Below are 20,334 nucleotides of genomic sequence, written 5' to 3' on the forward strand. Positions count from 1 at the left end.
GGTCACCCGGCCGCGGTGGCCTGTCCCACGACCTCCGCGTCGACACCGTCGCGAGCGACCAGCGCCGCCCCGCGATCCAGGCGCGGCCCGGCCGGGAGCCGGTCGAGGACACCCCCGTCCACCGGCACCGGCGTCCCGCCCAGTCCCAGCATGGCGGCGGTCGGGGCGTCGGGGACGTCGAACCTCACGCCGGTGTCGGAGACGATGGTCGTCACGGCACTGCGTGTGGTCGTGCCGCGGCCCGTCGCCGCCACCAGTAGCCCTCCACCCGGGATTCCCACCGCGTCCACCGCGGGCCCGCCCCCGTCGGCCCCGGCCACCTCCCGCACGTCGCCCGGGCCCGGGGCGGTCGCCCCCGCCACGAGCGTGACGCGACGCGTGGCGGAGTCCCTGCTACCCCCGTCGCGGACGCACAGCACCGGCGAGCCGGCGGTGTCCAACACCGACGGGCGCCGGCCCGGGAACGCCTCGGTGTCCAGCGCGACCGACCTCGGCACACCCATCCGGTCCGGCGGCACCCTGACGACCGACCCGACCGTCGACGTCGACCGGATGACGTCCGCCAGCACGGGCCCCACCTCCTGTACCCCGTCCGCCAGTGCCACGTGGGTGCGCGTGCCGGTGGCCGTGTCGACGGTGAACACCTGCCCGATCCGGAGTCCGTCCAGGCCATAGTCCACCGGCTCACCTGCCATGTCGATCACCGGGCGACGCACCGGGTCGACCTCGGGCAGCGGATCCACCAGCGCCGCAGTGACCGGGCGCGGGTCGACCCCGGCCAGGCCGAGGATCGACAGCAGGTCCCCGTCCTCCAGATCGATCCGCGCGCGGGTGCCGTCGCGCAACAGCCACCCCGTCCCGTCCTGCACGGCCAACACGACCTCGTCGGCACCCGTGTCCCGGCCCGGCCCGGCATCCTCGCGGGCGACGATGCTCGTGGCCGTGACGCGCGGGCGACCGCGCTCGGCGTCGGCCACCTCGTCACACACCGTCCACGACACGGCGGCCGCCGCACCGGCGTCGCGGTGGGTGGGCAACGCGGACGGTGCCCCGGGGATGCCGAGCAGTCCGCCCCGCAGCGTTCTGGCGACGTCGGCGTCGCGCACGGTACGGGGCTCCGCGGGCTCACCCAGAACGAGCCGCGCCGACGCGAGGTTGTGGACGGGGTGGACGGTCTCGCCGGCGCGGACGTACATCTGCCCGGAGTCCCGCCCCACCATGATCGTCGTGGCGTCGACGTCCGGGGCGGGGTCGAGCAGCGCCAGAACGGCGGCCCCGGCGACCCCGATCACGGCGCCGACCACACCCACCGTCAGCCCGGTGGTCTGGCGTTTGAGGGGGTCGTGCAGCATCCGGACATCGCGGGCGACCACGGCGTGTCGTGCCCGGCGGGTGAGGAAACGATGCCCGTCCACCTGCGCCCTTGTCGTCGGCTTGAGCGGCACGGCCCCGGCTCCCTCCCCTGATGTGACACCACCGCGACCGGGGGCACCGGGGGTAGGGTACGCCACGATCCGGCCCCCGTGGCCGGTCTTCCGAGGCCGCCGACCGGGCGCGGCCGGGGTGTCGCGGGCGTCGCGGAGGGGCGGGGATATGACGGCGGTTCCGACCTTCGCGGGACTGTCGGCCGTCCTCCTCACGACACTCGTGCTCACCGTGGTGTGTCCGCCGTCCTGGCAACCATGGGTGCAGTTCCTCGTGGCCGCGCTGGTGGCCGCCGTGATCACCGCGCGGCGCGCTGGGCGGCCACTGGTGGCGCGCGAGCGGGCCCCGCGGCGGCGGTCCGTGGACGTGGTGGACCTCGTCGCCCCCGACCGATCGACCGTTGGGTGCGTCGAGGGTGACCGGGTCGTCACCACGGCCGTCGAGATCTCGGCTGGCGCGCTCGTGGCCACCGAGGTTGGGCACGACGACCCGGCCGACCACCGCGGCGTCCGCCTGCCCCTGGCCGTCGTGGCGCGACAACTCGACCAGGGTGGGGTGGTCCTGGAGGGGATCGACGTGGTGGTCGACGGTCGCCGTGCGGCGGACGGCGACGACGGCGAGGTCTACGACTCCCTGGTCGGGCCGCTGGCTCTGATCTCGCACCGGCGCGTGCACCTCCTGGTGCGGTTCGATCTGGCCCGGCTGGCGACGGGGACGGGTTCTGCCTCGTGGACCGCGGGAGCGGGCGCCTCGCTGGAGCAGGTGGTCGCGGTGGCCACGGAGCGGCTGCGGCGCGCACTGGTCCACCACGGGGTGCCGTGCCGCGTCCTCGACGCCGCCGAGCTCGCCGAGGTCTATCTCGACGCCGAGGCCGACCCGGGGCCCGGGACGGGGCTGGTGGTCCGGCCGTCGGCGGACCCGCGGGCCGTGATCGACGGGCTCACCGCCGTCCGGGCGGCCCGCCTCACCGAGGTCGTCCGGCTGCGGCGGGTGGAGGGGCGCGACGACGTGGTGGACATGATCACCACGGTGGGCCTGGCCGGGGTATCGGAGCGGGAGGTGGCGGGTGGGATCCCGCCGACCACCACCGCCGCCTGCCACCCGCTCCCGTCGGGGCGGGTGTCGCCCGTACCCGGCGAGACCCTGCCCGACGCGATCGCCGCATCCCTCGCCCGGCGGGCGGTCGACGACCTCGCCGACCTCGCCCCGCCCGCCCACGGCTGCGGCCAGATCCTCGGCGCGACCCGCACCGGCGCCGCAGCCGCCATCCAGCTCGCCGGCCCCCACCTGCGGTCGGTCCTGCTCGCCGCCCGGCCCGCCGTCTGCCGGCAGGTCGCGTTCCGCGCGGTCGCGGCCGGGTACCGGGTGGCCGTGGTGACCGATGTCCCCGACCGGTGGAGCCCCCTGACGGCGATCGGCGACGAGTCCCGCTACCGGATCGTCGACCCCGATTCCTCCGACGTGGGTGCCCCCGTCGACGCCGTGATGTGGGACGTCGACGGCCCGCTGACGGAGGGCAGGATCGACGCGCTCGCCGGGCCGGGCGGCCCGGATGTCACCCCGCCCACCGTCATCCGGGTGGACGCCGACTGGGAGCTGCGCGGCACCAGCCGCCTGTCCTCAGCCGCCGCGACACCCGATCTCGTCCTGGACGGTCGGATCGACGGGTGGATCTCCGTGGAACCACGGGCCGGCGAACCCCGCCGCGTCTCGGTCGTGGCTGGGCCGGGCGAGGACCCGTTCGTCGGGCCGCTCGCGTCACCGGACGGTCTCGCGACGGACGGTCTCACACCCTCAGGTGCTGCACCTTCCGCCACCCCGGATCATCGGTGACGGTGACGGACACCTCGCCCTGGTCCCACCCGGACGCGGCCACCCGCAGCTGCTCGTGCGCCGGGGTGGTGGAGTCCACGTAGAAGTGCAGGAGGCGACGGCCGTCGCAGCTCTCCGCCCCGACGCATTCCCCGTTGCCCTCGAGGCGCTCGACCAGGTGGTCCTCCAGGTCCCGTAGGCCCGGCAGGGACAGGGACCCGGGCAACCCGCCGTCCTCTACATCCGTATACGGGACGTGGACCGCGACGTGACGGTCGAACTCCGGCGCCGACAGCGCGACCAGAGGGACCCGGACCACGGCCACGAGCGGACCGCGGCCCGTCTCCCCGTGGAGGATCTGCCACGCCGGGTCGCCCAGCTCATCGGTGTTGTCCGCCGCGAGCTCGCAGAGGATCTCCGGCAGTTCCCAGAGCGGGACCGCCTCGATGCCGGGCGCGGTGGCGTTGGCCCGGATCAGGCCGACCCAGGTCTCCACCTGCTCCTCCCCGCACAGCGCGTCCAGCAGCAGGTATGCGGCGATCCCCAGGTCCGCGCCGGACAGCCCGGTGAACGCCGGGTGGTGCACGGTGACGTCGGCGCGGGACAGGCCCAGGTCCACCACGACCTCCGCCTGGTCGAAATCCAGCCGGCGGTCCCGGAAGTACATCGCGCAGCCCCGGACCGGCTCGCGCAGGTCGGCGAATGACCACGACTCATCGGCGTCCGGCGCCGCCGCCAGCCACCGGCGCGCGGCACCACGCAGTTCGGGCACCCCCGCGGCGGTGACGGTGAGGCGGTGCGGCCCGCCCTCGCGTGCCGGGACGAACTCCCACGACAGTCGCGGGTCGATGGCCTCGATGAGCGAGGTGATCTCCGGGACCACCCGGCGGGCGTCGCCCGAGTCGAGCGCTGCCGTCGCGCGGCGCCTGCCGCCCTCCGCCCACCATCGCCAGAAGGTGGTCACGGCCCTGTCCGACCGCAGCCGGGCCGTCTCGACACGGACGCCGGAGAAGTCCAGCGACCGCGAGAGCTGCCGGGGTCGCGCCGCTCGAATCGCCATCTGTTCTCCTCCCGTCACCGCGGTCCTCGTGAACATGTCTCCACCCCAGTATCCGGATAACCCGACGATCGTGCCCGCGCCGACACACCCGCCAGGTGCCGAGCGGGCACTCCCGGGGCCTGAAGCGGGTGCGCCTGCGCGCCCACGCTGGCAGTGTCGTGGGTATGACCTCCCCACATGATCTGGCCCGGCTCTCCTCCGGTACGCCCGAGGGCACGGAGCCGACGCGGCGGCCCGGCCCGCAGCCCCGCCCCGGCCACGACGGCCGGAGCGGCCCGCGGGTGCTCGTGATTGGCGCGACCGGGTACATCGGGTCGCGTCTCGTTCCCCGGCTACTGGCCGACGGCGCCGAGGTGTCCGTGCTGGCCCGGACGCCGAAGCGCCTCGACGACGTGCCGTGGCGCGACGAGGTGACCATCCACTCCGGCGGCCTCGGGGACGCCGACGCGCTGCGCTCCGCCCTGCGCGACATCGACGTCGCATGTCACCTCGTGCACTCGATGGGTGACTCCAAGGACTTCGAGCGGGAGGAGCGCGAGACCACCGAGGCGTTCGTCCGGGCCGCCGAGGAGGCGGGCATCGAGCGCATCGTCCACCTGTCGGGCCTCCACCCGGAGGACGAGACGGACCTCTCCCCGCACCTGCGCTCCCGAGCCGACGTCGCCCGGATCATGCTGGAGTCCACCGTTCCCGCGCTCGTGATCCAGGCCGGGGTGGTGATCGGGTCGGGCTCCGCCTCGTTCGAGATGATCCGCCACCTCACCACCCGGCTGCCGGGGATGGTCACGCCCAAGTGGGTGAGCAACCGGATCCAACCCATCGCCGTGCGCGACGTGGTGCACTACCTCGCCGCGGCCACCAGGGTGCCCCTGGAGGGCGACCTCGCCCGCGGACGGGCCATCGACGTGGGCGGCCCGGACGTGCTGACGTACGGCCAGATGATGCAGATCTACGCCGAGGAGGCCGGCCTGCGTCGCCGCCTCATGGTCCCGGTCCCCGTCCTCACGCCCAAGCTGTCCTCCCTGTGGATGGGACTGGTCACCCCGCTCGAACCCGGCCTGGCCAAGCCCCTGGTGGAGTCGCTGCGCTGCGAGGCCGTGGTGCTGGTCGACGACGCCGACGAGGTGCTCGGCCCCCCGCCCGGCGGACGGACCAGCTACCGGGATGCGCTGCGCGAGGCCCTGCGGGTCCCCCACGGCCCGGCTCGCCCACCGCTGTGGGACGGGGCCGACCCGCTGGACGATCCCGCGCGCCTCCTGCCCTCGGACGCCGACTGGGCCGGCGTCCGCCCGCCCACCATCGGGCGTGTGCGCGGCGGGCGATGAGCGACCAGCGAGAGGCGCCCGCCTCGCCCACCCACCGGTACCTGCGGGCGCTGCGATCGGGCGAGATGGACACCGCGCCCTCGCGGCCGGGCCGGAGGCGTGTCCTCGTCGTCGTCGTCACCCTCGTCGTCGGCGCGGCGGTGAACGCGTGGGCGCTACGGATACCCGCCGGCGACGCCATGTTCTACCCCGCCACCGCACTGCTGGCCGCGGTGTGGCTCGGCGGGGCGTTCGCCTCCGGGCCGATCCGGGTGGGCTGCGAGCCGTACCGGCCCCGTCGGCCCGTCCTGTCGTCGGTGCTCACCGCCGCCGCGCTCGCCGTCGTGTTCTGCCTCGGCGGGCTCGTGGTGGCGAGGATCGAGCCGCTGCGCGACCCCGTCGACGCCCTGCTCGACCACGCCACCGTGGGCAACCTCGTCCTGGTGGCGCTCCTCACCGCGGTCAACGGCATCGCCGAGGAGTGCTTCCACCGCGGCGCCGTGTACTCGGCCGTCGCCAACCTGCGGCCGATCCTCACGACGACGGTGATCTACGCGACCGTCACGGCCACCGCGGGGATCCCACTTCTCGTCCTCGCGGCCGTCATCCTGGGACTGGTCACCGCCGTCCAGCGGCGGGCCACCGGCGGAGTGCTGGGCCCGGCGATCACCCACGTGGCGTGGTCGATGGTCATGCTGTTCGCCCTGGGCCCGATCCTCGACGCGGCGCCGGTCTAGTCCCCACAGCAGCCCGCGCCGGACCCCGTCCCGGACGCCGCGCTCGGCCCGGCTCCGTCATCGGCGCCCGCCGCCCCGCCCGGCCCGGGCCCCGGTCGAACCTCGCGGGTGACGAGGTTGCGCGCCGCCAGGTCGGAGTCGGCCGGGTAGTCCACCCCCACCAGGGCCAGTCCGCACGCCGGTGCGACCGGAACCGCGGACGACCGCTCGGTCTCGGTGAGCAGCCCGCTGATCCAGTCGGGGCTGCGCCGGCCCTCCCCCACCGCCATCACGGCGCCCACGAGGCTGCGCACCATCGACCAGCAGAACGCGTCCGCGCTCACCGACGCCGTCCACACCTCGGCGGCCCCCGGCGCGTGCTCGCCGCGCGGGTCCGGCTCGGCACGCCAGTCGAAGCGTTGCAGCTCACGGATGGTGGTGGCGCCCTCCCGACGACGGCAGAACGCGGCGAAGTCGTGTAGCCCCAGCAGCCGTTCGGACGCGTCGCGGATCGCGTCGAGGTCGGCGCCGCGCTGCCAGGCGGCGGTGTCGCGGGCGCGGGTCGGCTCGGGTCCCCACGGTGCCGTGGTGAGGCGGTACTCGTAGTGCCGGCGCAGCGCGGAGAACCGGGCGTCGAACGCGTCCGGGACCCACCGGGCGGCCATCACCGCGATGTCCGCCGGCAGCAGCCGCGCGAGCCGACGCACGAGCGCCTCCGGGCGTCCCTCCAGCGAGCGCTGGTCCAACCACTGCGGGTCCACGTCGAGATGGCACACCTGCGCTCGCGCGTGCACCCCGGCGTCGGTGCGACCGGCGACCGTGAGGACGACGGGATTGCGCAGGATCCTCGCGAGTTCGGTCTCGAGCACCCCGCACACGGTCCTCAGTCCGGGCTGGCGCGCCCAGCCGGAGAAGTCGGTGCCGTCGTAGGCGACGTCCAGGCGGATCCGGCGGGTGCTCACGGCCTACAGACGCTAGACCACCGCCGCGCGTGCCCGCCACACCGCCCGCCGTCGCCCCGTCCGGCACCATGGGGACCATGTCCACGTCCCCGTCCCCTTACCGCGCCGCGCTCCTCGCCGTCGGTGCGGCCGTCGCCCTCGCCCTGTCCTCCTGTGCCCCCGGCGACGACGACGAGGCCCCGCCCGCCGCGGCCGGTGCCGCCGCCACCGGCACCACCACCACCGGAACCACCTCCACCGACACCGCCAGCGAGGCCGGGCCGGCGATCCGGCGATACGTGGCGCTGGGCGACTCGTTCGCCGCCCTGGGCCCGACCGGAGCCCCCACGAGCGGGCCGGCGGGGTGCCTGCGATCGTCGCTCAACTACCCGTCGGTGCTCGCCGGGCAGCTGGACGTCGCCGAGTTCGTGGACGTCACGTGTGGCGGCGCGAGGACCGTGGACATGACGGCGCCCCAGATCGCGCAGACACCGCCGCAGTTCAACGCCCTCACCGCGGACACCGACCTGGTGACGCTCTCCATCGGCGGCAACGACATCGGGTTCGGCGCGATCGCCGGGTGCGTGGTGCAGACGCCCAGGGCCACCGACGGGGCGCCGTGTCGCGAGCGGTTGGACGCGGGGGTCTCGTCGTCACTCGAGGGGCTCGGGGCCCGCCTCGACGCGGTCCACGCCGGGATCCGGGAGCGGTCCCCCGCGGCCCGCATCGTGGTGACCGCGTACATGCCACTCGTGCCGCCGGACGGCGGCTGCGACTTCCTGGACCGCGTCAGCCCCGGCGACGTCACCTGGACGCGGGACGTCACCGACCGGGTCAACAGCGCGGTGACCGACGCGGCCGTCCGGGCCGGCGCCGAGATCGTCGTCCCCGACGACGCCGGGGAACGCCACGCCTGCGCCCCGGCGGACGAACGGTACACCGACTTCACCGGTGCGGAGACCGGCTCGCATCCGATGCACCCGACCGCGGCCGGCCAGCGCGCGATGGCCGCGGCGGTGGCCGACAGACTCTGACCCCACCGCGCCTGCACTCCCGCTCCCACGCGTCGCTCCCACGCGGCCACCCCGGATCGACGACGAGGGCCCCGCCACCGCGTGATGCGGTGGCGGGGCCCTGACGGCGTGATCCGATGCTGGCGATCAGGCCTTGTCGGCGTCCTCGCCCTCGGCGTGCGTGGTGTCCTCGGACACGGCCTCGGCGGTCTCTTCCGCGGCGTCGACCTGTGCGTCGTCGGCGGCCTCGACCTGATCGGCGATCGGGCTGTTGGCCTCGGCCTCGGCCGTGACGTCGTCGGTGGACTCCGCGGGGGCCGCGGCCGGCGCGGTGGCCGCCTTGGACGCCGCGGCGCGGGTGGCGCGCGAGGCCTCGGCGGAGGCGAGCTCCTCGGTGACGAGCGCGATCATCGCCATGGGCGCGTTGTCGCCCTTGCGGTTCTCGAGCTTGACGATCCGGGTGTAGCCACCGTCGCGGTTCGCGACCCGGGGGCCGATCTCGGCGAACAGCTTGTGCAGGACGTCCTTGTCGCGGATGACCTTGGCGGCCTCACGACGGTCGGCCAGCGTGCCACGACGCGCCTTGGTGATGAGCTTCTCCGCGTAGGGGCGCAGCAGCTTCGCCTTGGTCTCCGTGGTGCGGATCGCGTCGTGCTCGAACAGCTGGGTGGCCAGGTTCGAGAGGATGAGCCGCTGGTGGGCGGCGGATCCGCCGAGGCGGGCGCCCTTCTTGGGCTTGGGCATCAGATTCTCCTAGGAATGGTGTTCCGGGCGCTCGTCAGAGCTGCTCGGTCTCGGCGTAATCCTCGCCGCCCTCGTCGGTCCACGTGCCGGTCTCGGCGTCGTAGCCGGCGACCGAGGCGGGATCGAATCCGGGGGGCGCGTCCTTGAGGGACAGGCCGAGCTCCACGAGCTTGACCTTGACCTCGTCGATCGACTTCTGTCCGAAGTTCCGGATGTCGAGCAGGTCCGACTCACTGCGGGCCACGAGCTCGCCCACGGTGTGGACGCCCTCGCGCTTGAGGCAGTTGTAGGACCGGACCGACAGGTCCAGGTCGTCGATCGGCATACCGTAGGCGGCGATGTGGTCGGCCTCGGCCGGGCTCGGCCCGATCTCGATGCCCTCCGCCTCGTCGTTGAGCTCACGGGCGAGGCCGAAGAGCTCGACGAGGGTCTTGCCGGCGGACGCCAGGGCGTCCCGGGCGGTCATCGAGTTCTTGGTCTCGACGTCCAGGACCAGACGGTCGAAGTCGGTGCGCTGGTGCACACGGGTGGCCTCGACCTTGTAGGTCACCTTGAGCACGGGCGAGTAGATCGAGTCGACCGGGATCCGGCCGATCTCGTGGCCCGCGTCCTTGTTGAGCCCGGCGGGAACGTAGCCGCGGCCACGCTCGACGACCAGCTCGATCTCCAGCCGACCCTTCTCGTTGAGGGTGGCGATGTGCAGGTCCGGGTTGTGCACCTCGACGCCGGAGGGCGGGACGATGTCACCGGCGGTGACGGCTCCCGGACCCTGCTTCTTGAGGTACATGGTGACCGGCTCGTCCTCGACGGACGAGACGACCAGGCCCTTGAGGTTGAGGATGATGTCGGTGACATCCTCCTTCACGCCAGGCACGGTGGTGAACTCGTGCAGGACGCCCTCGATGCGGATGCTGGTCACGGCCGCGCCCGGGATGGACGACAGCAGCGTGCGCCGCAGCGAGTTGCCGATGGTGTAGCCGAAACCGGGCTCGAGGGGCTCGAGCACGAACCGCGAGCGGTTCTCGGAGACGACCTCCTCGGTGAGGGTGGGCCGCTGGGAGATGAGCATGTGCTACCTCTTTCGATTCTCGACGCCCGCTATTTGACGCCGTGGGAACCCACCGTCGCCGGGCGGGCCGCGGTGTGCGGCCCGCCCGGCGACGAGGGGGGACAGATCACTTCGAGTAGAGCTCGACGATCAACTGCTCCTGCAGCGGCACATCGATCTGCGCGCGCTCGGGGAGCTGGTGGACGAGGACCCGCAGGGTCGTCGGGACGACCTGCAGCCACGCCGGGACGGGACGCTCGCCGAGGGTCTCCTGGGCGATCTCGAACCAGTCCATCTTGGTGGACTTGGGACGGACGTCGACGATGTCGTACTGCGAGACCCGGTAGCTCGGGATGGTGACCTTCTGGTCGTTGACCAGGAAGTGACCGTGGGCCACGAGCTGACGGGCCTGGCGACGCGTCCGCGCGAGACCCGCGCGGTACACGACGTTGTCCAGTCGCGACTCGAGGATCTGCAGGAGGTTCTCACCGGTCTTGCCGGCGCGGCGGTTCGCCTCCTCGTAGTAACGACGGAACTGCTTCTCCATCACGCCGTAGGTGAAGCGGGCCTTCTGCTTCTCCTGCAGCTGGGTGCGGTACTCGGACTCCTTGATCCGCGCGCGGCCGTGGTGACCGGGCGGGAAGGGCCGACGCTCGAATGCGGTGTCTCCACCCACGAGGTCCACGCCCAGACGGCGGGACTTGCGGGTGACGGGGCCGGTGTAACGTGCCATGATTTAGTGCGTTCCTTCCGGCTCAGACTCGACGCCGCTTGGGCGGACGACAGCCGTTGTGGGGCTGGGGGGTGACATCGGAGATCGTGCCCACCTCGAGGCCGGCGGCCTGGAGCGAGCGGATCGCGGTCTCACGTCCCGAGCCGGGGCCCTTGACGAACACGTCGACCTTCTTGACGCCGTGCTCCTGCGCCTTGCGGGCCGCGTTCTCGGCGGCGAGCTGGGCGGCGAAGGGCGTCGACTTGCGCGAGCCCTTGAAGCCGACGTGGCCGGAGGACGCCCATGCGAGGACGCCACCGGACGGGTCGGTGATCGAGACGATCGTGTTGTTGAACGTGCTCTTGATGTGGGCCTGGCCCAGGGGCACGTTCTTCTTTTCCTTGCGACGGCCCGTCTTCTTGGGGCCCGCAGCGCGTGACTTGGGGGGCATTACTTCTTCTTTCCGGCGACGGTCTTCTTCGGACCCTTACGGGTACGGGCGTTGGTCTTGGTGCGCTGTCCACGGACCGGCAGGCCACGGCGGTGGCGCAGGCCCTGGTAGCTACCGATCTCGATCTTCCGGCGGATGTCGCCCTGGACCTCGCGGCGGAGGTCACCCTCCACCTTGTAGTTGCCCTCGATGTCGTCACGAAGGACGGTCAACTGCTCGTCGGTGAGGTCCTTGGTGCGCAGATCCGGGCTGATGCCCGTACGCCCCAGGATCTCCAGCGACCGGGTGCGACCGATGCCGAAAATGTAGGTGAGCGCGATCTCCATGCGCTTGTCGCGCGGGAGATCAACGCCGGCTAGACGTGCCATGTGGCGTTTCTCTTTCGTCGTGCGGTAGGTCTGCTCCCCGACCGTCCCCGTTGTCGGATGGTCATCTCACGATGAGCAACCGTCCGGGGCCCCGGCCTCCGCTTCCGAGGGTGTGATCCCGCCGGCCCCTGTGGGGCTCGGCGGCTGGTGCGGGGAGTTGAGCGTCTTACTTGTACCGGTAGACGATCCGGCCGCGGGTCAGGTCGTAGGGCGAGAGCTCCACGACCACGCGGTCCTCGGGGAGGATGCGGATGTAGTGCTGCCGCATCTTCCCACTGATGTGTGCGAGGACCTTGTGCCCGTTCTCGAGTTCGATGCGGAACATTGCGTTCGGCAACGGCTCAACGACACGGCCCTCGACCTCGATGGCTCCGTCTTTCTTTGCCATGCTGGTTACGGTCCTCCACGATTCCCCGGGTGACGTCTACCGGATTGTCGGTGCACTGGTGGGCACACCGACGTATAAGCCTACGTCAGGTGATGGATCTGCGCCAATCGGGCATCGACAGGGCCCTCGCCGCGCGCTCGGCGTCCCCTCGGCGGTCCCGGTGACCGACGGTCAGACGTAGCAGGCCCGCCCCGCGGGCACCCCGTCGAAGCGCTGCTGGAGCCAGTTCATCGCCGCGGGCAGCTTCTCCACCGCGCCCATGAGGTGCTCCGGCGCGAGTCCCGGCTCCCAGGTCAGCGGCGCGCCCTCTCGGCAGTACCGCTTGGCGGTCTCCTCCGCGTCCCAGAACGGCACGAGCGGGTCGGTCCCGGAATGCCACATGAACACCGGGACCCGGGGCACGTCCGGGCTCTGACGGATGCTGTTCTCCGCGAACGCCCGCATCAGCCCCTCCTCTGCCAGGAGGTCGCCTCCCCGGAGGACCATCGGGACGGACCGGAACGCCCCGACCGCCAACAGGGTCGCAGTGCAGCGCCCCTTCAGCTGGCTGTAGAGCGCCCACCCGTCCGGCGTGAGCTTCTCCTCGAGCCGAATCGCCTCCGGGTACTCCCGTGCCATGCCGACAGCCGCGGCGAACGCCAGGCCGAACGCCGGGTGCGGCCAGTTGCCGACCATCCGCGCCATCGTGGTCATGTCGGTCGGGACACCGCCCTGCGCCACCCCGACGAGATTCACGTCCGGGGCGTAGTCGTCGTGCAGGAGCGACACCCACGCGCTCGCGATGCCACCCCCGGAGTAGCCGAGGGCACCGAACCGGCTGTGCCTGGAATCGAAGCGGGGGTCGTCCCGCACCGCACGCATCCCGTCCAACACGATCCGGCCCGACAACTGACCGCCGGGATAGGCGACCTTCGGACCGAGGTGGTCCGGGATGATGACCGTCCATCCCTGGTCCAGACGCGTCCGCAGGAACACCATCGCGTTGTCCTGCACGGTCTCCAGCGTCGGGTGGACGAGGGTCTCGGTGGGCGCGCATCGCTGTCCGAGCGCATTGAGGTAGTGCTGGTAGCTCAACACCGGGCCGTCGGGGCGGGCGTGGTGCGGCCGGACGACCGTCGCGGTGGCCAGTAGCGGCCGATCGCGGGAGTCGGTCGACCGGTAGGCGATCTCGGTGACCCGGTATCCGAGGAACGCCGGCATGGTCACGTCCCGGGAGTTGATCACCTCACCGAGAGGGGCGTCCGCGAGGTGTTGCGGATCCGCGTGGTAGAACGGCCCCGGCTGGGGATCCGCCTCGATCGACCCCGCGCCCCCCTCCATCACCGACTGGGCGGTGGAGGGGGCGACGCCCGGGCCCGAGATGTGGACGAGGGCGACAGCGAGCGTCACGACCAGCGCGACGGCTCCCCGCACGACTGATCGACGCGCGACGGACTCCTGCTCAGCGAGCATGCCGGGACCTTTCGAAGCATATGTTCACTACCGGCACACACTGTAACCCGGTGTGGGCGACCGTCAGCGGTCGACCCGCTCCGATCCCCCGGAGTGGCGACCCCGGTCGCGGTGCGTCCTCAGCTGCGCGGGCGGGGCGTGAGGATCCGGGGGCCGTCCGCCGTCACGGCGACCGTGTGTTCCCAGTGCGCCGCCGGCGACCCGTCGACGGTGACGACCGTCCAGTCATCGGACAGGGTCCGGGTATCGGTCTCACCGCCCAGCACGAGCATCGGCTCGACCGCCAGGACCGAACCCTCCTGTAGCCGGGGGCCGCGTCCGGGCTTGCCCTCGTTGGCGAGGAACGGCCATTCGTGCATCTCGCGGCCGATCCCGTGGCCCCCGAAACCGTCGACGATGCCCAGGCTGACGCCGTGACGCTCCTCCGCCCTCTGCGTCGCCACCTCGAGAGCGTGCGAGACGTCGGTGAGCTTGTTCCCGGGCAGCATCGCCAGGATGCCCTCCTCGAGGACCTCCCGCGTGGCGTCGTTGAGGGTCGCGACCTCCGGGGCGAGAGTCCCCACCCCGAATGACCACGCGGAGTCCCCGTGCCACCCGTCGAGGATGGCGCCGCAGTCGACGGAGACGAGGTCCCCCTCCCCCAGGACGGTGTCGGGCCCGGGGATCCCGTGCACCACGACGTCGTTGACCGAGGAGCAGATCGATCCCGGGAACCCCTCGTACCCCTTGAAGGACGGCACGGCCCCGGCGTCCCGGATCAGTTGCTCGACGACCTCGTCGAGGTCACCGGTGGTGGCACCCGGGACAGCGGCCTCACGGGCGGCGATCAACGCCCGTCCGACGATACGACCGGCCGCCTCCATGGCGTCCAACTCACCCGGGGTACGCGCGGTGACCACGCCCTTGCGGGACCGTCCGAACACGGCGGGCGTCAGCGACCCAGCGCGGCGAGCGCGCGTGCGTTGATCTCGTCGACCTCACCGACGGCGTCGATGCTCTTGACCTCACCGGCGTAGTACTCGAGCAGCGGGGCCGTCTCCGACCGGTAGACCGACATGCGGTTCCGGATGACGTCCTCGGTGTCGTCCTCGCGCCCACGGGCGAGCATGCGCTTGACCACGGTGTCGTCGTCGACCTTGAACTCCAGGACCGCGTCGAGGGTGTGGCCGGCCTCGCCGAGCATCTCCTTGAGCGCGTCCGCCTGCGCTGCACTGCGGGGGTATCCGTCCAGGAGGAAGCCCTCGGTGGCGTCGGGCTCGGCGATGCGCGCGGCGACCATGCGGTTCGTCACCTCGGCGGGGACGAGGTTGCCGGCGTCGATGTAGCTCTTGGCCTCCTTCCCGAGGTCGGTGCCCTGGGAGATGTTGGCGCGGAACAGATCACCGGTCGAGATGTGTGGGACGCCGAGCTTCTCCGAGAGCAGAGCAGCCTGGGTGCCCTTGCCGGCTCCGGGAGGGCCGAGGAGGACGAGACGCATGGTGGGGACCAGCCTTTCTACAGTTGGTGTGCTCGGACGAGGCCGCGCCTACTTGAGGAAGCCCTCATAGTTGCGCTGCATCAGCTGCGCCTCGACCTGCTTCACGGTATCGAGGCCCACGGAGACCATGATGAGCACAGCGGTGCCGCCGAACGGCATGTTCTGCAGATCTCCACCCCCGCTGCCCATGTCGAGGAAGACGTTGGGGAGTACCGCGATCAGACCGAGGTACAGCGAACCGAACAGCAGGATCCGGTTGAGGACATAGCCTAGGTATTCGGCCGTCGGGCGGCCCGGGCGGATGCCCGGGATGAACCCGCCGTACTTCTTCATGTTCTCGGCCTGCTCCATCGGGTCGAACTGGATGGCCACGTAGAAGTACGCGAAGAAGATGATGAGGGCGAAGTACAGGAGGATGTAGCCCCAGCTGGAGGGGTTCTGCAGGTACTGCATGACGTACCGCTGCCAGAACCCGTCGCTCGACGGCTCGGGCCCCTGGATCAGCTGGGTGATGAGGATCGGCACGTACATCAGCGACGACGCGAAGATCACCGGGATGACGCCGGCCTGGTTGACCTTGAGCGGCAGGTAGGTCGAGGTGCCGCCGTACTGGCGACGGCCGACCATGCGCTTGGCGTACTGGACGGGGATCCGGCGCTGACCCTGCTCGACGAAAACGACGGCGACGACGATGAGGACGACCGCGAACATGACGGCCGCGAACTTCATGGTCGACGAGTTTTGGTAGATGTTCACGCCCTCGGCCGGGATGCGGGACGCGATACCGGCGAAGATGAGCAGCGACATGCCGTTACCGACGCCACGGTCGGTGATCAGTTCACCGAACCACATGACGAGTGCGGCGCCCGCGGTCATGACGATGACGATGGTGAGCAGCGTGAGGATGTTGTCGTCCATCAGGACGGACTGGCCGTTGCCGAGGAGCTGCCCCCGGTCGGCCAGCGCGACGATGCCGGCGGACTGCAGGACGGCGAGCGCGATGGTGAGATAACGCGTGTACTGCGTCATCTTCGCCTGGCCGGACTGCCCCTCCTTCTTCAACTGCTCGAAGTACGGGATCACCACCGTGAGCAGCTGGACGATGATGCTCGCGGTGATGAAGGGCATGATGCCGATCGCGAAGACCGACAACTGCAGCAGGGCGCCACCGGAGAAGAGGTTCACCAGGGAGAACAACTGTGCGTTGTCCCCGGTCATCGCCGTGTCGAGCAGACCCCGGAGCTTGGGGTAGTCGACGCCGGGCGACGGGATCTGCGCGCCGATCCGGTAGAGGATGATGATCCCCAGGGTGAAGAAGATCTTCTTCCTCAGGTCCCGGTCCTTGATCGCGGACGCGAGTGCGGAGAGCACATGTCCTCCTGGTCGTGGTCGGCCGTCGGGCCGCCGGTCGTCGAAAGCAGATGCGCCGGGGGAAGTCGGGCCGACCTTCCGGCGGGCGCCGACCCCGAAACGCACAACGGGAAAACTCTATCAAGACGAGCGCAGGGGCCGGATCCGAGACTCTCGGACCCGACCCCTGCACCCGTCATCGACCCGTGAACGGGCCGGGCGGGGTATCAGGCCCCGGCCTCCGACACGCTTCCGCCGGCGGCCTCGATCTTGCTCTTGGCCGAGGCGGAGACCTTGTCGGCGGTCACGGTGACGGCCACGGAGATGTCCCCGTCGCCCAGCACCTTGACCGGCTGGTTCTTCCGGACCGCGCCCGCGGCCACGAGCTCGGACACGCCGACCTCGCCGCCCTGCGGGAACAGCCGCTGGATGTCGGACACGTTGACGACCTGGAAGACGACCTTGTTGCGGTTCTTGAAGCCCTTGAGCTTCGGGAGCCGCATGTGGATCGGCATCTGGCCGCCCTCGAACGCCGCTGGGACGTTCTTACGCGCCTTGGTGCCCTTGGTACCGCGGCCGGCGGTCTTGCCGCGCTTGCCGCCCTCGCCGCGACCCACACGGATCTTCTCGGCGTGCGACCCGGGAGCCGGGCGCAGGTGATGCAACTTGATAGTCATTCTCACTCCGTCTCTTCGACCACGACGAGGTGGTTCACGACGTTGATGAGACCCCGGGTCTGCGCGTTGTCCTCACGCACGACCGTCTTCCGGATGCCCTTGAGGCCGAGCGTACGCAGGGAGTCCCGCTGGTTCTTCTTGGTCCCCACGGTCCCGCGGACCTGGGTGATCTTGAGGCTAGCCATGATCAGGCCCCCTGTCCGGCACGCGCACGGAGCATGCCCGCGGGCGCGACGTCCTCGATCGGCAGGCCGCGACGAGCCGCGACCTCCTCGGGACGATGCAGACCCTTGAGCGCCGCCACGGTCGCGTGGACCACGTTGATGGCGTTGTCCGACCCCAGAGACTTGCACAGGATGTCGTTGACTCCGGCACACTCGAGCACCGCGCGAGCGGCGCCACCGGCGATGACACCGGTACCCGGCGAGGCGGGGCGGAGCATGACGACGCCGGCAGCAGCCTCACCCTGGATCGGGTGGGGGATGGTGGAGGCGATGAGCGGAACGCGGAAGAAGTTCTTCCGTGCCTCCTCCGATCCCTTCTGGATCGCCGCCGGCACCTCCTTGGCCTTGCCGTACCCGACGCCGACCATGCCGTTGCCGTCACCCAGGATCACCAGGGCGGTGAAGCTGAAGCGCCGACCACCCTTGACGACCTTGGAGACACGGTTGATGGTGACGACGCGCTCGATGTACTGCGACTTCTCCTCGTCGCGGCCGCGACGATCGTCGCGACCCCGGCCACGACCGCGGTCTCCGCCGCGGCCCTGGGCGTTGTCGGTGGTGGTCTTGTTGTCTGCGGCGGGGCCGTTGCTTCCGCCGTCACGACGCTGACGTCCCGGCATCAGACGGTCCTTCCGTTAGCGAACAGTGCAGTGGTGTTGGTCATCAGAACTCCAGCCCACCCTCGCGGGCGGCGTCGGCGAGGGACGCGATCCGGCCGTGGTACTTGTTGCCACCACGGTCGAACACGACGGCGTCGATGCCGGCGGCCTTGGCGCGCTCGGCCAGGAGCTGGCCGACCTTCGCGCTGCGGGCCTTCTTGTCGCCCTCGAGGGAGCGCACATCCGCCTCGATGGTGGAGGCTGCGGCCAGCGTGTGGCCGGCCAGATCGTCGATGATCTGGGCGTGGATGTGACGCGAGGACCGGTTGACGACCAACCGCGGACGCTCCGGCGTACCGGAGACCTTCTTGCGGAGTCGGTAATGGCGCCGGGCGCGACCCTCGCGACGTGCGGTGGAGACATCGGTGCCCAGCGGTGAACGCTTCTTGGTGCTGCTCATGATCACTTACCCGTCTTTCCGACCTTGCGACGGACCTGTTCGCCGGCGTAGCGGATGCCCTTGCCCTTGTACGGGTCGTGCTTCCGCAGTCGCTTGATGTTGGCGGCGATCTGGCCCACCTGCTGCTTGTCGATCCCGGAGATCGAGAACTTGGTCGCACCGTCGACGGCGAACGTGATGCCGTCGGGAGCGGTGACCGGAACCGGATGCGAGTAGCCCAGGGCGAATTCGAGATCCTGGCCCTTGGCCACGACGCGGTAACCGACGCCGAAGATCTCCATGTCCTGCTTGTAGCCCTCGGTGACGCCGACGATCATGTTGTTGACCAGCGAGCGGGACAGGCCGTGCAGTGACCGGTTGTCGCGGTGGTCGTCGGGACGGTTCACCGTGACGGTGCCGTCCTCGATCGAGACCGAGATCGCCCCGGGCAGAACCTGTGAGAGCTCGCCCTTGGGACCCTTGACGGTGACGGTCTGGCCGTCGACCCTGATGTCGACACCGGACGGGACGGTGATCGGAGCCTTGCCGATACGTGACATTTCTCGCCCCCCTTACCAGACGTGGGCGAGGACTTCCCCGCCCACCTTCTTGTTGTTCGCCTGGCGGTCCGTGAGCAGACCCTGGGACGTCGAGATGATCGCGACGCCCAGGCCACCGAGGACCTTGGGCAGTTCGGTGGACTTGGCGTACACGCGCAGACCCGGCTTCGAGATGCGCTTGATGCCCTGGATGCTGCGCTGGCGCGAGGGGCCGTACTTGAGGTCGATGGTGAGCTTCTTGCCCACCTCTGCGTCCTCGACGTTGTAGCCCGCGATGTAACCCTCCTGCTGGAGGATGGCAGCGATGTTGCCCTTGAGCTTCGAATGCGGCATCGACACGGTGTCGTGGTACGCCGAATTGGCGTTACGCACACGCGTCAGCATGTCCGCGATGGGATCGGTCATCGACATGGATGGACCATGTTCCTTTCTCGTAACGGTTCCCATGCAACACGTCCCGTACGGCGACCTGTGGGCCGCCCACGTGACGTCGTGGGCCTATCACGAAGAGTGCGAATGTTCTCTTGTATGGGATCCGGCGCCCCTCGGGGCATCCCGGTGTTCCCGCCGCGGCCGGTGCTCTTCTCACCGGGGCGCGACCAGACGACTGGGCCGTCTGCCCGCCGCCGGGGAACCGCGATGCGGTGCCCCGGCGGGGACGGCCGGTCCGGCCGGTGGAGGAGGTCAGTCCTCCTTGAAGGGGAATCCGAGCTGCTTGAGCAGTGCCCGGCCCTCTTCGTCGTTCGTTGCGGTCGTGACGACCGTGATGTCCATGCCCCGGGGGCGGTCGACCTTGTCGACATCGATCTCGTAGAACATCGTCTGCTCGTTGAGACCGAACGTGTAGTTGCCGTGGCCGTCGAACTGCTTGCCCGAGAGTCCGCGGAAGTCACGGATACGCGGGAGCGCGACGGTCGTCAGGCGATCGAGGAACTCCCACATGCGGTCGCCGCGCAGGGTGACGCGCGCGCCGATCGGCATGCCCTCGCGCAGCTTGAACTGTGCGATGGACTTGCGGGCCCGACGGACCTCCGGCTTCTGGCCGGTGATCAGCGTGAGGTCGTTGATGGCGCCGTTGATGAGCTTGGCGTCGCGGGCGGCGTCACCGACACCCATGTTGACGACGACCTTCGCGACGCCCGGGATCTGCATGACGTTGGCGTACTCGAACGTCTCGTTGAGTGCCGGCCGGATCTCGCTGCGGTACTTGTCCTTGAGGCGAGGGGTGTACCCGGAGGGAAGAGCGGTCTCAGTCATGGTCACAGGTCCTTCCCGGTCTTGCGCGAGACACGGACGCGCTTGCCGTTCTCGTCGGTGCGGATTCCGACCCGGGTCGGGGTGCCGTCGGCGTCCACGACCATCACGTTGGACACGTGGATCGGGGCCTCCTGGGTGACGATGCCGCCCGAGGAGGCGCCGCGCTCGGCAGCCGAGTTGGAGGTGTGCTTCTTGATGCGGTTGACGCCCTCGACGAGGACCTTCTCCTGAGCCGGGAAAGCCTGGATGACCTTGCCCTTGGCGCCCTTGTCCTTACCGGAGATCACCAGCACCGTGTCGCCCTTGTGAACCTTCAT

The 20,334-nt window shown here is 70.7% G+C and carries 25 protein-coding genes; 4 read left to right on the forward strand and 21 right to left on the reverse strand.

Annotation, left to right across the window (positions count from 1 at the left end; all coding sequences use genetic code 11):
* Nucleotides 1–2: 2 nt before the first annotated feature.
* The gene (gene eccB, locus AB5G72_RS12475; RefSeq protein ID WP_440219995.1) at nt 3–1,445 is read right to left on the reverse strand and encodes a type VII secretion protein EccB; all 1,443 of its coding nucleotides are present in this window, start codon (nt 1,443–1,445) and stop codon (nt 3–5) included.
* 148 nt (nt 1,446–1,593) lie between these two features.
* Here eccB and AB5G72_RS12480 point away from each other — a divergent pair, with 148 nt between their 5' ends.
* On the forward strand, nt 1,594–3,258 hold the full coding sequence (locus AB5G72_RS12480; protein ID WP_440219996.1) for a type VII secretion protein EccE: 1,665 nt from the start codon (nt 1,594–1,596) through the stop codon (nt 3,256–3,258).
* Here AB5G72_RS12480 and AB5G72_RS12485 read toward each other — a convergent pair.
* Nucleotides 3,212–4,297 carry a DUF695 domain-containing protein gene (locus AB5G72_RS12485; RefSeq protein ID WP_440219997.1) on the reverse strand — a complete coding sequence of 362 codons (1,086 nt, stop codon included), beginning with the start codon at nt 4,295–4,297 and terminating at the stop codon, nt 3,212–3,214. The two genes, AB5G72_RS12480 and AB5G72_RS12485, sit on opposite strands and share 47 nt — an antisense overlap.
* Nucleotides 4,298–4,461: 164 nt before the next feature.
* On the opposite strand from AB5G72_RS12485, the gene AB5G72_RS12490 reads away from it, so the two are divergent.
* Both AB5G72_RS12490 and AB5G72_RS12495 read left to right on the forward strand, forming a co-directional pair.
* Nucleotides 4,462–5,622, forward strand: a complete 1,161-nt coding sequence (locus AB5G72_RS12490; RefSeq protein WP_440219998.1) for an NAD(P)H-binding protein — start codon at nt 4,462–4,464, stop codon at nt 5,620–5,622.
* Complete coding sequence (locus tag AB5G72_RS12495; RefSeq protein WP_244200757.1) at nt 5,619–6,338, forward strand: CPBP family intramembrane glutamic endopeptidase; 720 nt, start codon at nt 5,619–5,621, stop codon at nt 6,336–6,338. Before AB5G72_RS12490 ends, AB5G72_RS12495 begins: the two co-directional genes overlap by 4 nt.
* Here the strand turns inward: AB5G72_RS12495 and truA are convergent.
* Nucleotides 6,335–7,264 carry a tRNA pseudouridine(38-40) synthase TruA gene (truA, locus tag AB5G72_RS12500; RefSeq protein WP_440221497.1) on the reverse strand — a complete coding sequence of 310 codons (930 nt, stop codon included), beginning with the start codon at nt 7,262–7,264 and terminating at the stop codon, nt 6,335–6,337. The two genes, AB5G72_RS12495 and truA, sit on opposite strands and share 4 nt — an antisense overlap.
* A 92-nt stretch (nt 7,265–7,356) precedes the next feature.
* On the opposite strand from truA, the gene AB5G72_RS12505 reads away from it, so the two are divergent.
* Entirely contained in the window at nt 7,357–8,292 is a 936-nt protein-coding gene (locus AB5G72_RS12505) for an SGNH/GDSL hydrolase family protein (RefSeq protein ID WP_440219999.1), read from the forward strand.
* Nucleotides 8,293–8,418: 126 nt separating this feature from the next.
* Here the strand turns inward: AB5G72_RS12505 and rplQ are convergent, their stop codons facing one another.
* From rplQ to rplX, 18 genes are all read right to left on the reverse strand, one after another.
* Nucleotides 8,419–9,015: a 50S ribosomal protein L17 gene (rplQ, locus tag AB5G72_RS12510; RefSeq protein WP_067716624.1), complete on the reverse strand. Its 597-nt coding sequence runs from the start codon at nt 9,013–9,015 to the stop codon at nt 8,419–8,421.
* Nucleotides 9,016–9,049: 34 nt separating this feature from the next.
* Complete coding sequence (locus AB5G72_RS12515; protein WP_067716627.1) at nt 9,050–10,084, reverse strand: DNA-directed RNA polymerase subunit alpha; 1,035 nt, start codon at nt 10,082–10,084, stop codon at nt 9,050–9,052.
* A 106-nt stretch (nt 10,085–10,190) separates the two neighbouring features.
* The gene (gene rpsD / locus AB5G72_RS12520) at nt 10,191–10,796 is read right to left on the reverse strand and encodes a 30S ribosomal protein S4 (protein WP_067716630.1); all 606 of its coding nucleotides are present in this window, start codon (nt 10,794–10,796) and stop codon (nt 10,191–10,193) included.
* Between the two features lie 22 nt (nt 10,797–10,818).
* Entirely contained in the window at nt 10,819–11,226 is a 408-nt protein-coding gene (gene rpsK, locus AB5G72_RS12525; protein WP_067716633.1) for a 30S ribosomal protein S11, read from the reverse strand.
* Complete coding sequence (gene rpsM / locus AB5G72_RS12530; protein ID WP_067716635.1) at nt 11,226–11,594, reverse strand: 30S ribosomal protein S13; 369 nt, start codon at nt 11,592–11,594, stop codon at nt 11,226–11,228. Before rpsM ends, rpsK begins: the two co-directional genes overlap by 1 nt.
* A 166-nt stretch (nt 11,595–11,760) precedes the next feature.
* Nucleotides 11,761–11,982 carry a translation initiation factor IF-1 gene (gene infA, locus AB5G72_RS12535; protein WP_005140011.1) on the reverse strand — a complete coding sequence of 74 codons (222 nt, stop codon included), beginning with the start codon at nt 11,980–11,982 and terminating at the stop codon, nt 11,761–11,763.
* Between the two features lie 171 nt (nt 11,983–12,153).
* Nucleotides 12,154–13,434 (reverse strand): lipase family protein, encoded by a 1,281-nt coding sequence (locus AB5G72_RS12540; RefSeq protein ID WP_396467700.1) that lies wholly within the window; start codon nt 13,432–13,434, stop codon nt 12,154–12,156.
* 119 nt (nt 13,435–13,553) lie between these two features.
* Nucleotides 13,554–14,357 carry a type I methionyl aminopeptidase gene (gene map / locus AB5G72_RS12545; protein ID WP_440220000.1) on the reverse strand — a complete coding sequence of 268 codons (804 nt, stop codon included), beginning with the start codon at nt 14,355–14,357 and terminating at the stop codon, nt 13,554–13,556.
* A gap of 8 nt (nt 14,358–14,365) precedes the next feature.
* Nucleotides 14,366–14,911: an adenylate kinase gene (locus tag AB5G72_RS12550; protein WP_069388736.1), complete on the reverse strand. Its 546-nt coding sequence runs from the start codon at nt 14,909–14,911 to the stop codon at nt 14,366–14,368.
* Nucleotides 14,912–14,959: 48 nt separating this feature from the next.
* On the reverse strand, nt 14,960–16,282 hold the full coding sequence (gene secY / locus AB5G72_RS12555) for a preprotein translocase subunit SecY (RefSeq protein WP_067716644.1): 1,323 nt from the start codon (nt 16,280–16,282) through the stop codon (nt 14,960–14,962).
* 206 nt (nt 16,283–16,488) lie between these two features.
* A complete protein-coding gene (gene rplO / locus AB5G72_RS12560) occupies nt 16,489–16,938 on the reverse strand; it encodes a 50S ribosomal protein L15 (protein WP_067716646.1) in 450 nt (149 codons plus the stop codon).
* Between the two features lie 2 nt (nt 16,939–16,940).
* On the reverse strand, nt 16,941–17,123 hold the full coding sequence (gene rpmD / locus AB5G72_RS12565; protein WP_067716649.1) for a 50S ribosomal protein L30: 183 nt from the start codon (nt 17,121–17,123) through the stop codon (nt 16,941–16,943).
* A 2-nt stretch (nt 17,124–17,125) separates the two neighbouring features.
* Nucleotides 17,126–17,782: a 30S ribosomal protein S5 gene (rpsE, locus tag AB5G72_RS12570; protein ID WP_067716652.1), complete on the reverse strand. Its 657-nt coding sequence runs from the start codon at nt 17,780–17,782 to the stop codon at nt 17,126–17,128.
* 43 nt (nt 17,783–17,825) lie between these two features.
* The gene (rplR, locus tag AB5G72_RS12575) at nt 17,826–18,221 is read right to left on the reverse strand and encodes a 50S ribosomal protein L18 (protein ID WP_067716997.1); all 396 of its coding nucleotides are present in this window, start codon (nt 18,219–18,221) and stop codon (nt 17,826–17,828) included.
* Nucleotides 18,222–18,223: 2 nt separating this feature from the next.
* Complete coding sequence (rplF, locus tag AB5G72_RS12580) at nt 18,224–18,760, reverse strand: 50S ribosomal protein L6 (RefSeq protein ID WP_067716654.1); 537 nt, start codon at nt 18,758–18,760, stop codon at nt 18,224–18,226.
* A gap of 12 nt (nt 18,761–18,772) precedes the next feature.
* Entirely contained in the window at nt 18,773–19,171 is a 399-nt protein-coding gene (rpsH, locus tag AB5G72_RS12585) for a 30S ribosomal protein S8 (RefSeq protein WP_067716657.1), read from the reverse strand.
* 273 nt (nt 19,172–19,444) lie between these two features.
* Entirely contained in the window at nt 19,445–20,017 is a 573-nt protein-coding gene (rplE, locus tag AB5G72_RS12590) for a 50S ribosomal protein L5 (protein ID WP_067716660.1), read from the reverse strand.
* A 2-nt stretch (nt 20,018–20,019) separates the two neighbouring features.
* Nucleotides 20,020–20,334, reverse strand: coding sequence for a 50S ribosomal protein L24 (rplX, locus tag AB5G72_RS12595; protein ID WP_007628110.1), 315 nt, complete (start codon nt 20,332–20,334; stop codon nt 20,020–20,022).

Source organism: Dietzia sp. MNB45 (assembly GCF_051994785.1).
In the GTDB taxonomy this organism is placed as follows: Bacteria; Actinomycetota; Actinomycetes; order Mycobacteriales; family Mycobacteriaceae; genus Dietzia; species Dietzia kunjamensis.

What these genes read in the sequence shown, in the direction of transcription:
- rpsK (WP_067716633.1), bottom strand. Translation starts at nt 11,226, where the DNA reads ATGCCCCCCAAGTCACGCGCTGCGGGCCCCAAGAAGACGGGCCGTCGC.
- AB5G72_RS12540 (WP_396467700.1), bottom strand. Translation starts at nt 13,434, where the DNA reads ATGCTCGCTGAGCAGGAGTCCGTCGCGCGTCGATCAGTCGTGCGGGGA.
- rpsD (WP_067716630.1), bottom strand. Translation starts at nt 10,796, where the DNA reads ATGGCACGTTACACCGGCCCCGTCACCCGCAAGTCCCGCCGTCTGGGC.
- infA (WP_005140011.1), bottom strand. Translation starts at nt 11,982, where the DNA reads ATGGCAAAGAAAGACGGAGCCATCGAGGTCGAGGGCCGTGTCGTTGAG.
- rplR (WP_067716997.1), bottom strand. Translation starts at nt 18,221, where the DNA reads ATGAGCAGCACCAAGAAGCGTTCACCGCTGGGCACCGATGTCTCCACC.
- AB5G72_RS12505 (WP_440219999.1), top strand. Translation starts at nt 7,357, where the DNA reads ATGTCCACGTCCCCGTCCCCTTACCGCGCCGCGCTCCTCGCCGTCGGT.
- AB5G72_RS12550 (WP_069388736.1), bottom strand. Translation starts at nt 14,911, where the DNA reads ATGCGTCTCGTCCTCCTCGGCCCTCCCGGAGCCGGCAAGGGCACCCAG.
- AB5G72_RS12495 (WP_244200757.1), top strand. Translation starts at nt 5,619, where the DNA reads ATGAGCGACCAGCGAGAGGCGCCCGCCTCGCCCACCCACCGGTACCTG.
- rpsM (WP_067716635.1), bottom strand. Translation starts at nt 11,594, where the DNA reads ATGGCACGTCTAGCCGGCGTTGATCTCCCGCGCGACAAGCGCATGGAG.
- AB5G72_RS12480 (WP_440219996.1), top strand. Translation starts at nt 1,594, where the DNA reads ATGACGGCGGTTCCGACCTTCGCGGGACTGTCGGCCGTCCTCCTCACG.
- rpsH (WP_067716657.1), bottom strand. Translation starts at nt 19,171, where the DNA reads ATGTCGATGACCGATCCCATCGCGGACATGCTGACGCGTGTGCGTAAC.
- rplE (WP_067716660.1), bottom strand. Translation starts at nt 20,017, where the DNA reads ATGACTGAGACCGCTCTTCCCTCCGGGTACACCCCTCGCCTCAAGGAC.
- rplX (WP_007628110.1), bottom strand. Translation starts at nt 20,334, where the DNA reads ATGAAGGTTCACAAGGGCGACACGGTGCTGGTGATCTCCGGTAAGGAC.
- AB5G72_RS12515 (WP_067716627.1), bottom strand. Translation starts at nt 10,084, where the DNA reads ATGCTCATCTCCCAGCGGCCCACCCTCACCGAGGAGGTCGTCTCCGAG.
- rplO (WP_067716646.1), bottom strand. Translation starts at nt 16,938, where the DNA reads ATGACTATCAAGTTGCATCACCTGCGCCCGGCTCCCGGGTCGCACGCC.
- rplF (WP_067716654.1), bottom strand. Translation starts at nt 18,760, where the DNA reads ATGTCACGTATCGGCAAGGCTCCGATCACCGTCCCGTCCGGTGTCGAC.
- AB5G72_RS12485 (WP_440219997.1), bottom strand. Translation starts at nt 4,297, where the DNA reads ATGGCGATTCGAGCGGCGCGACCCCGGCAGCTCTCGCGGTCGCTGGAC.
- rpsE (WP_067716652.1), bottom strand. Translation starts at nt 17,782, where the DNA reads ATGCCGGGACGTCAGCGTCGTGACGGCGGAAGCAACGGCCCCGCCGCA.
- AB5G72_RS12490 (WP_440219998.1), top strand. Translation starts at nt 4,462, where the DNA reads ATGACCTCCCCACATGATCTGGCCCGGCTCTCCTCCGGTACGCCCGAG.
- rpmD (WP_067716649.1), bottom strand. Translation starts at nt 17,123, where the DNA reads ATGGCTAGCCTCAAGATCACCCAGGTCCGCGGGACCGTGGGGACCAAG.
- rplQ (WP_067716624.1), bottom strand. Translation starts at nt 9,015, where the DNA reads ATGCCCAAGCCCAAGAAGGGCGCCCGCCTCGGCGGATCCGCCGCCCAC.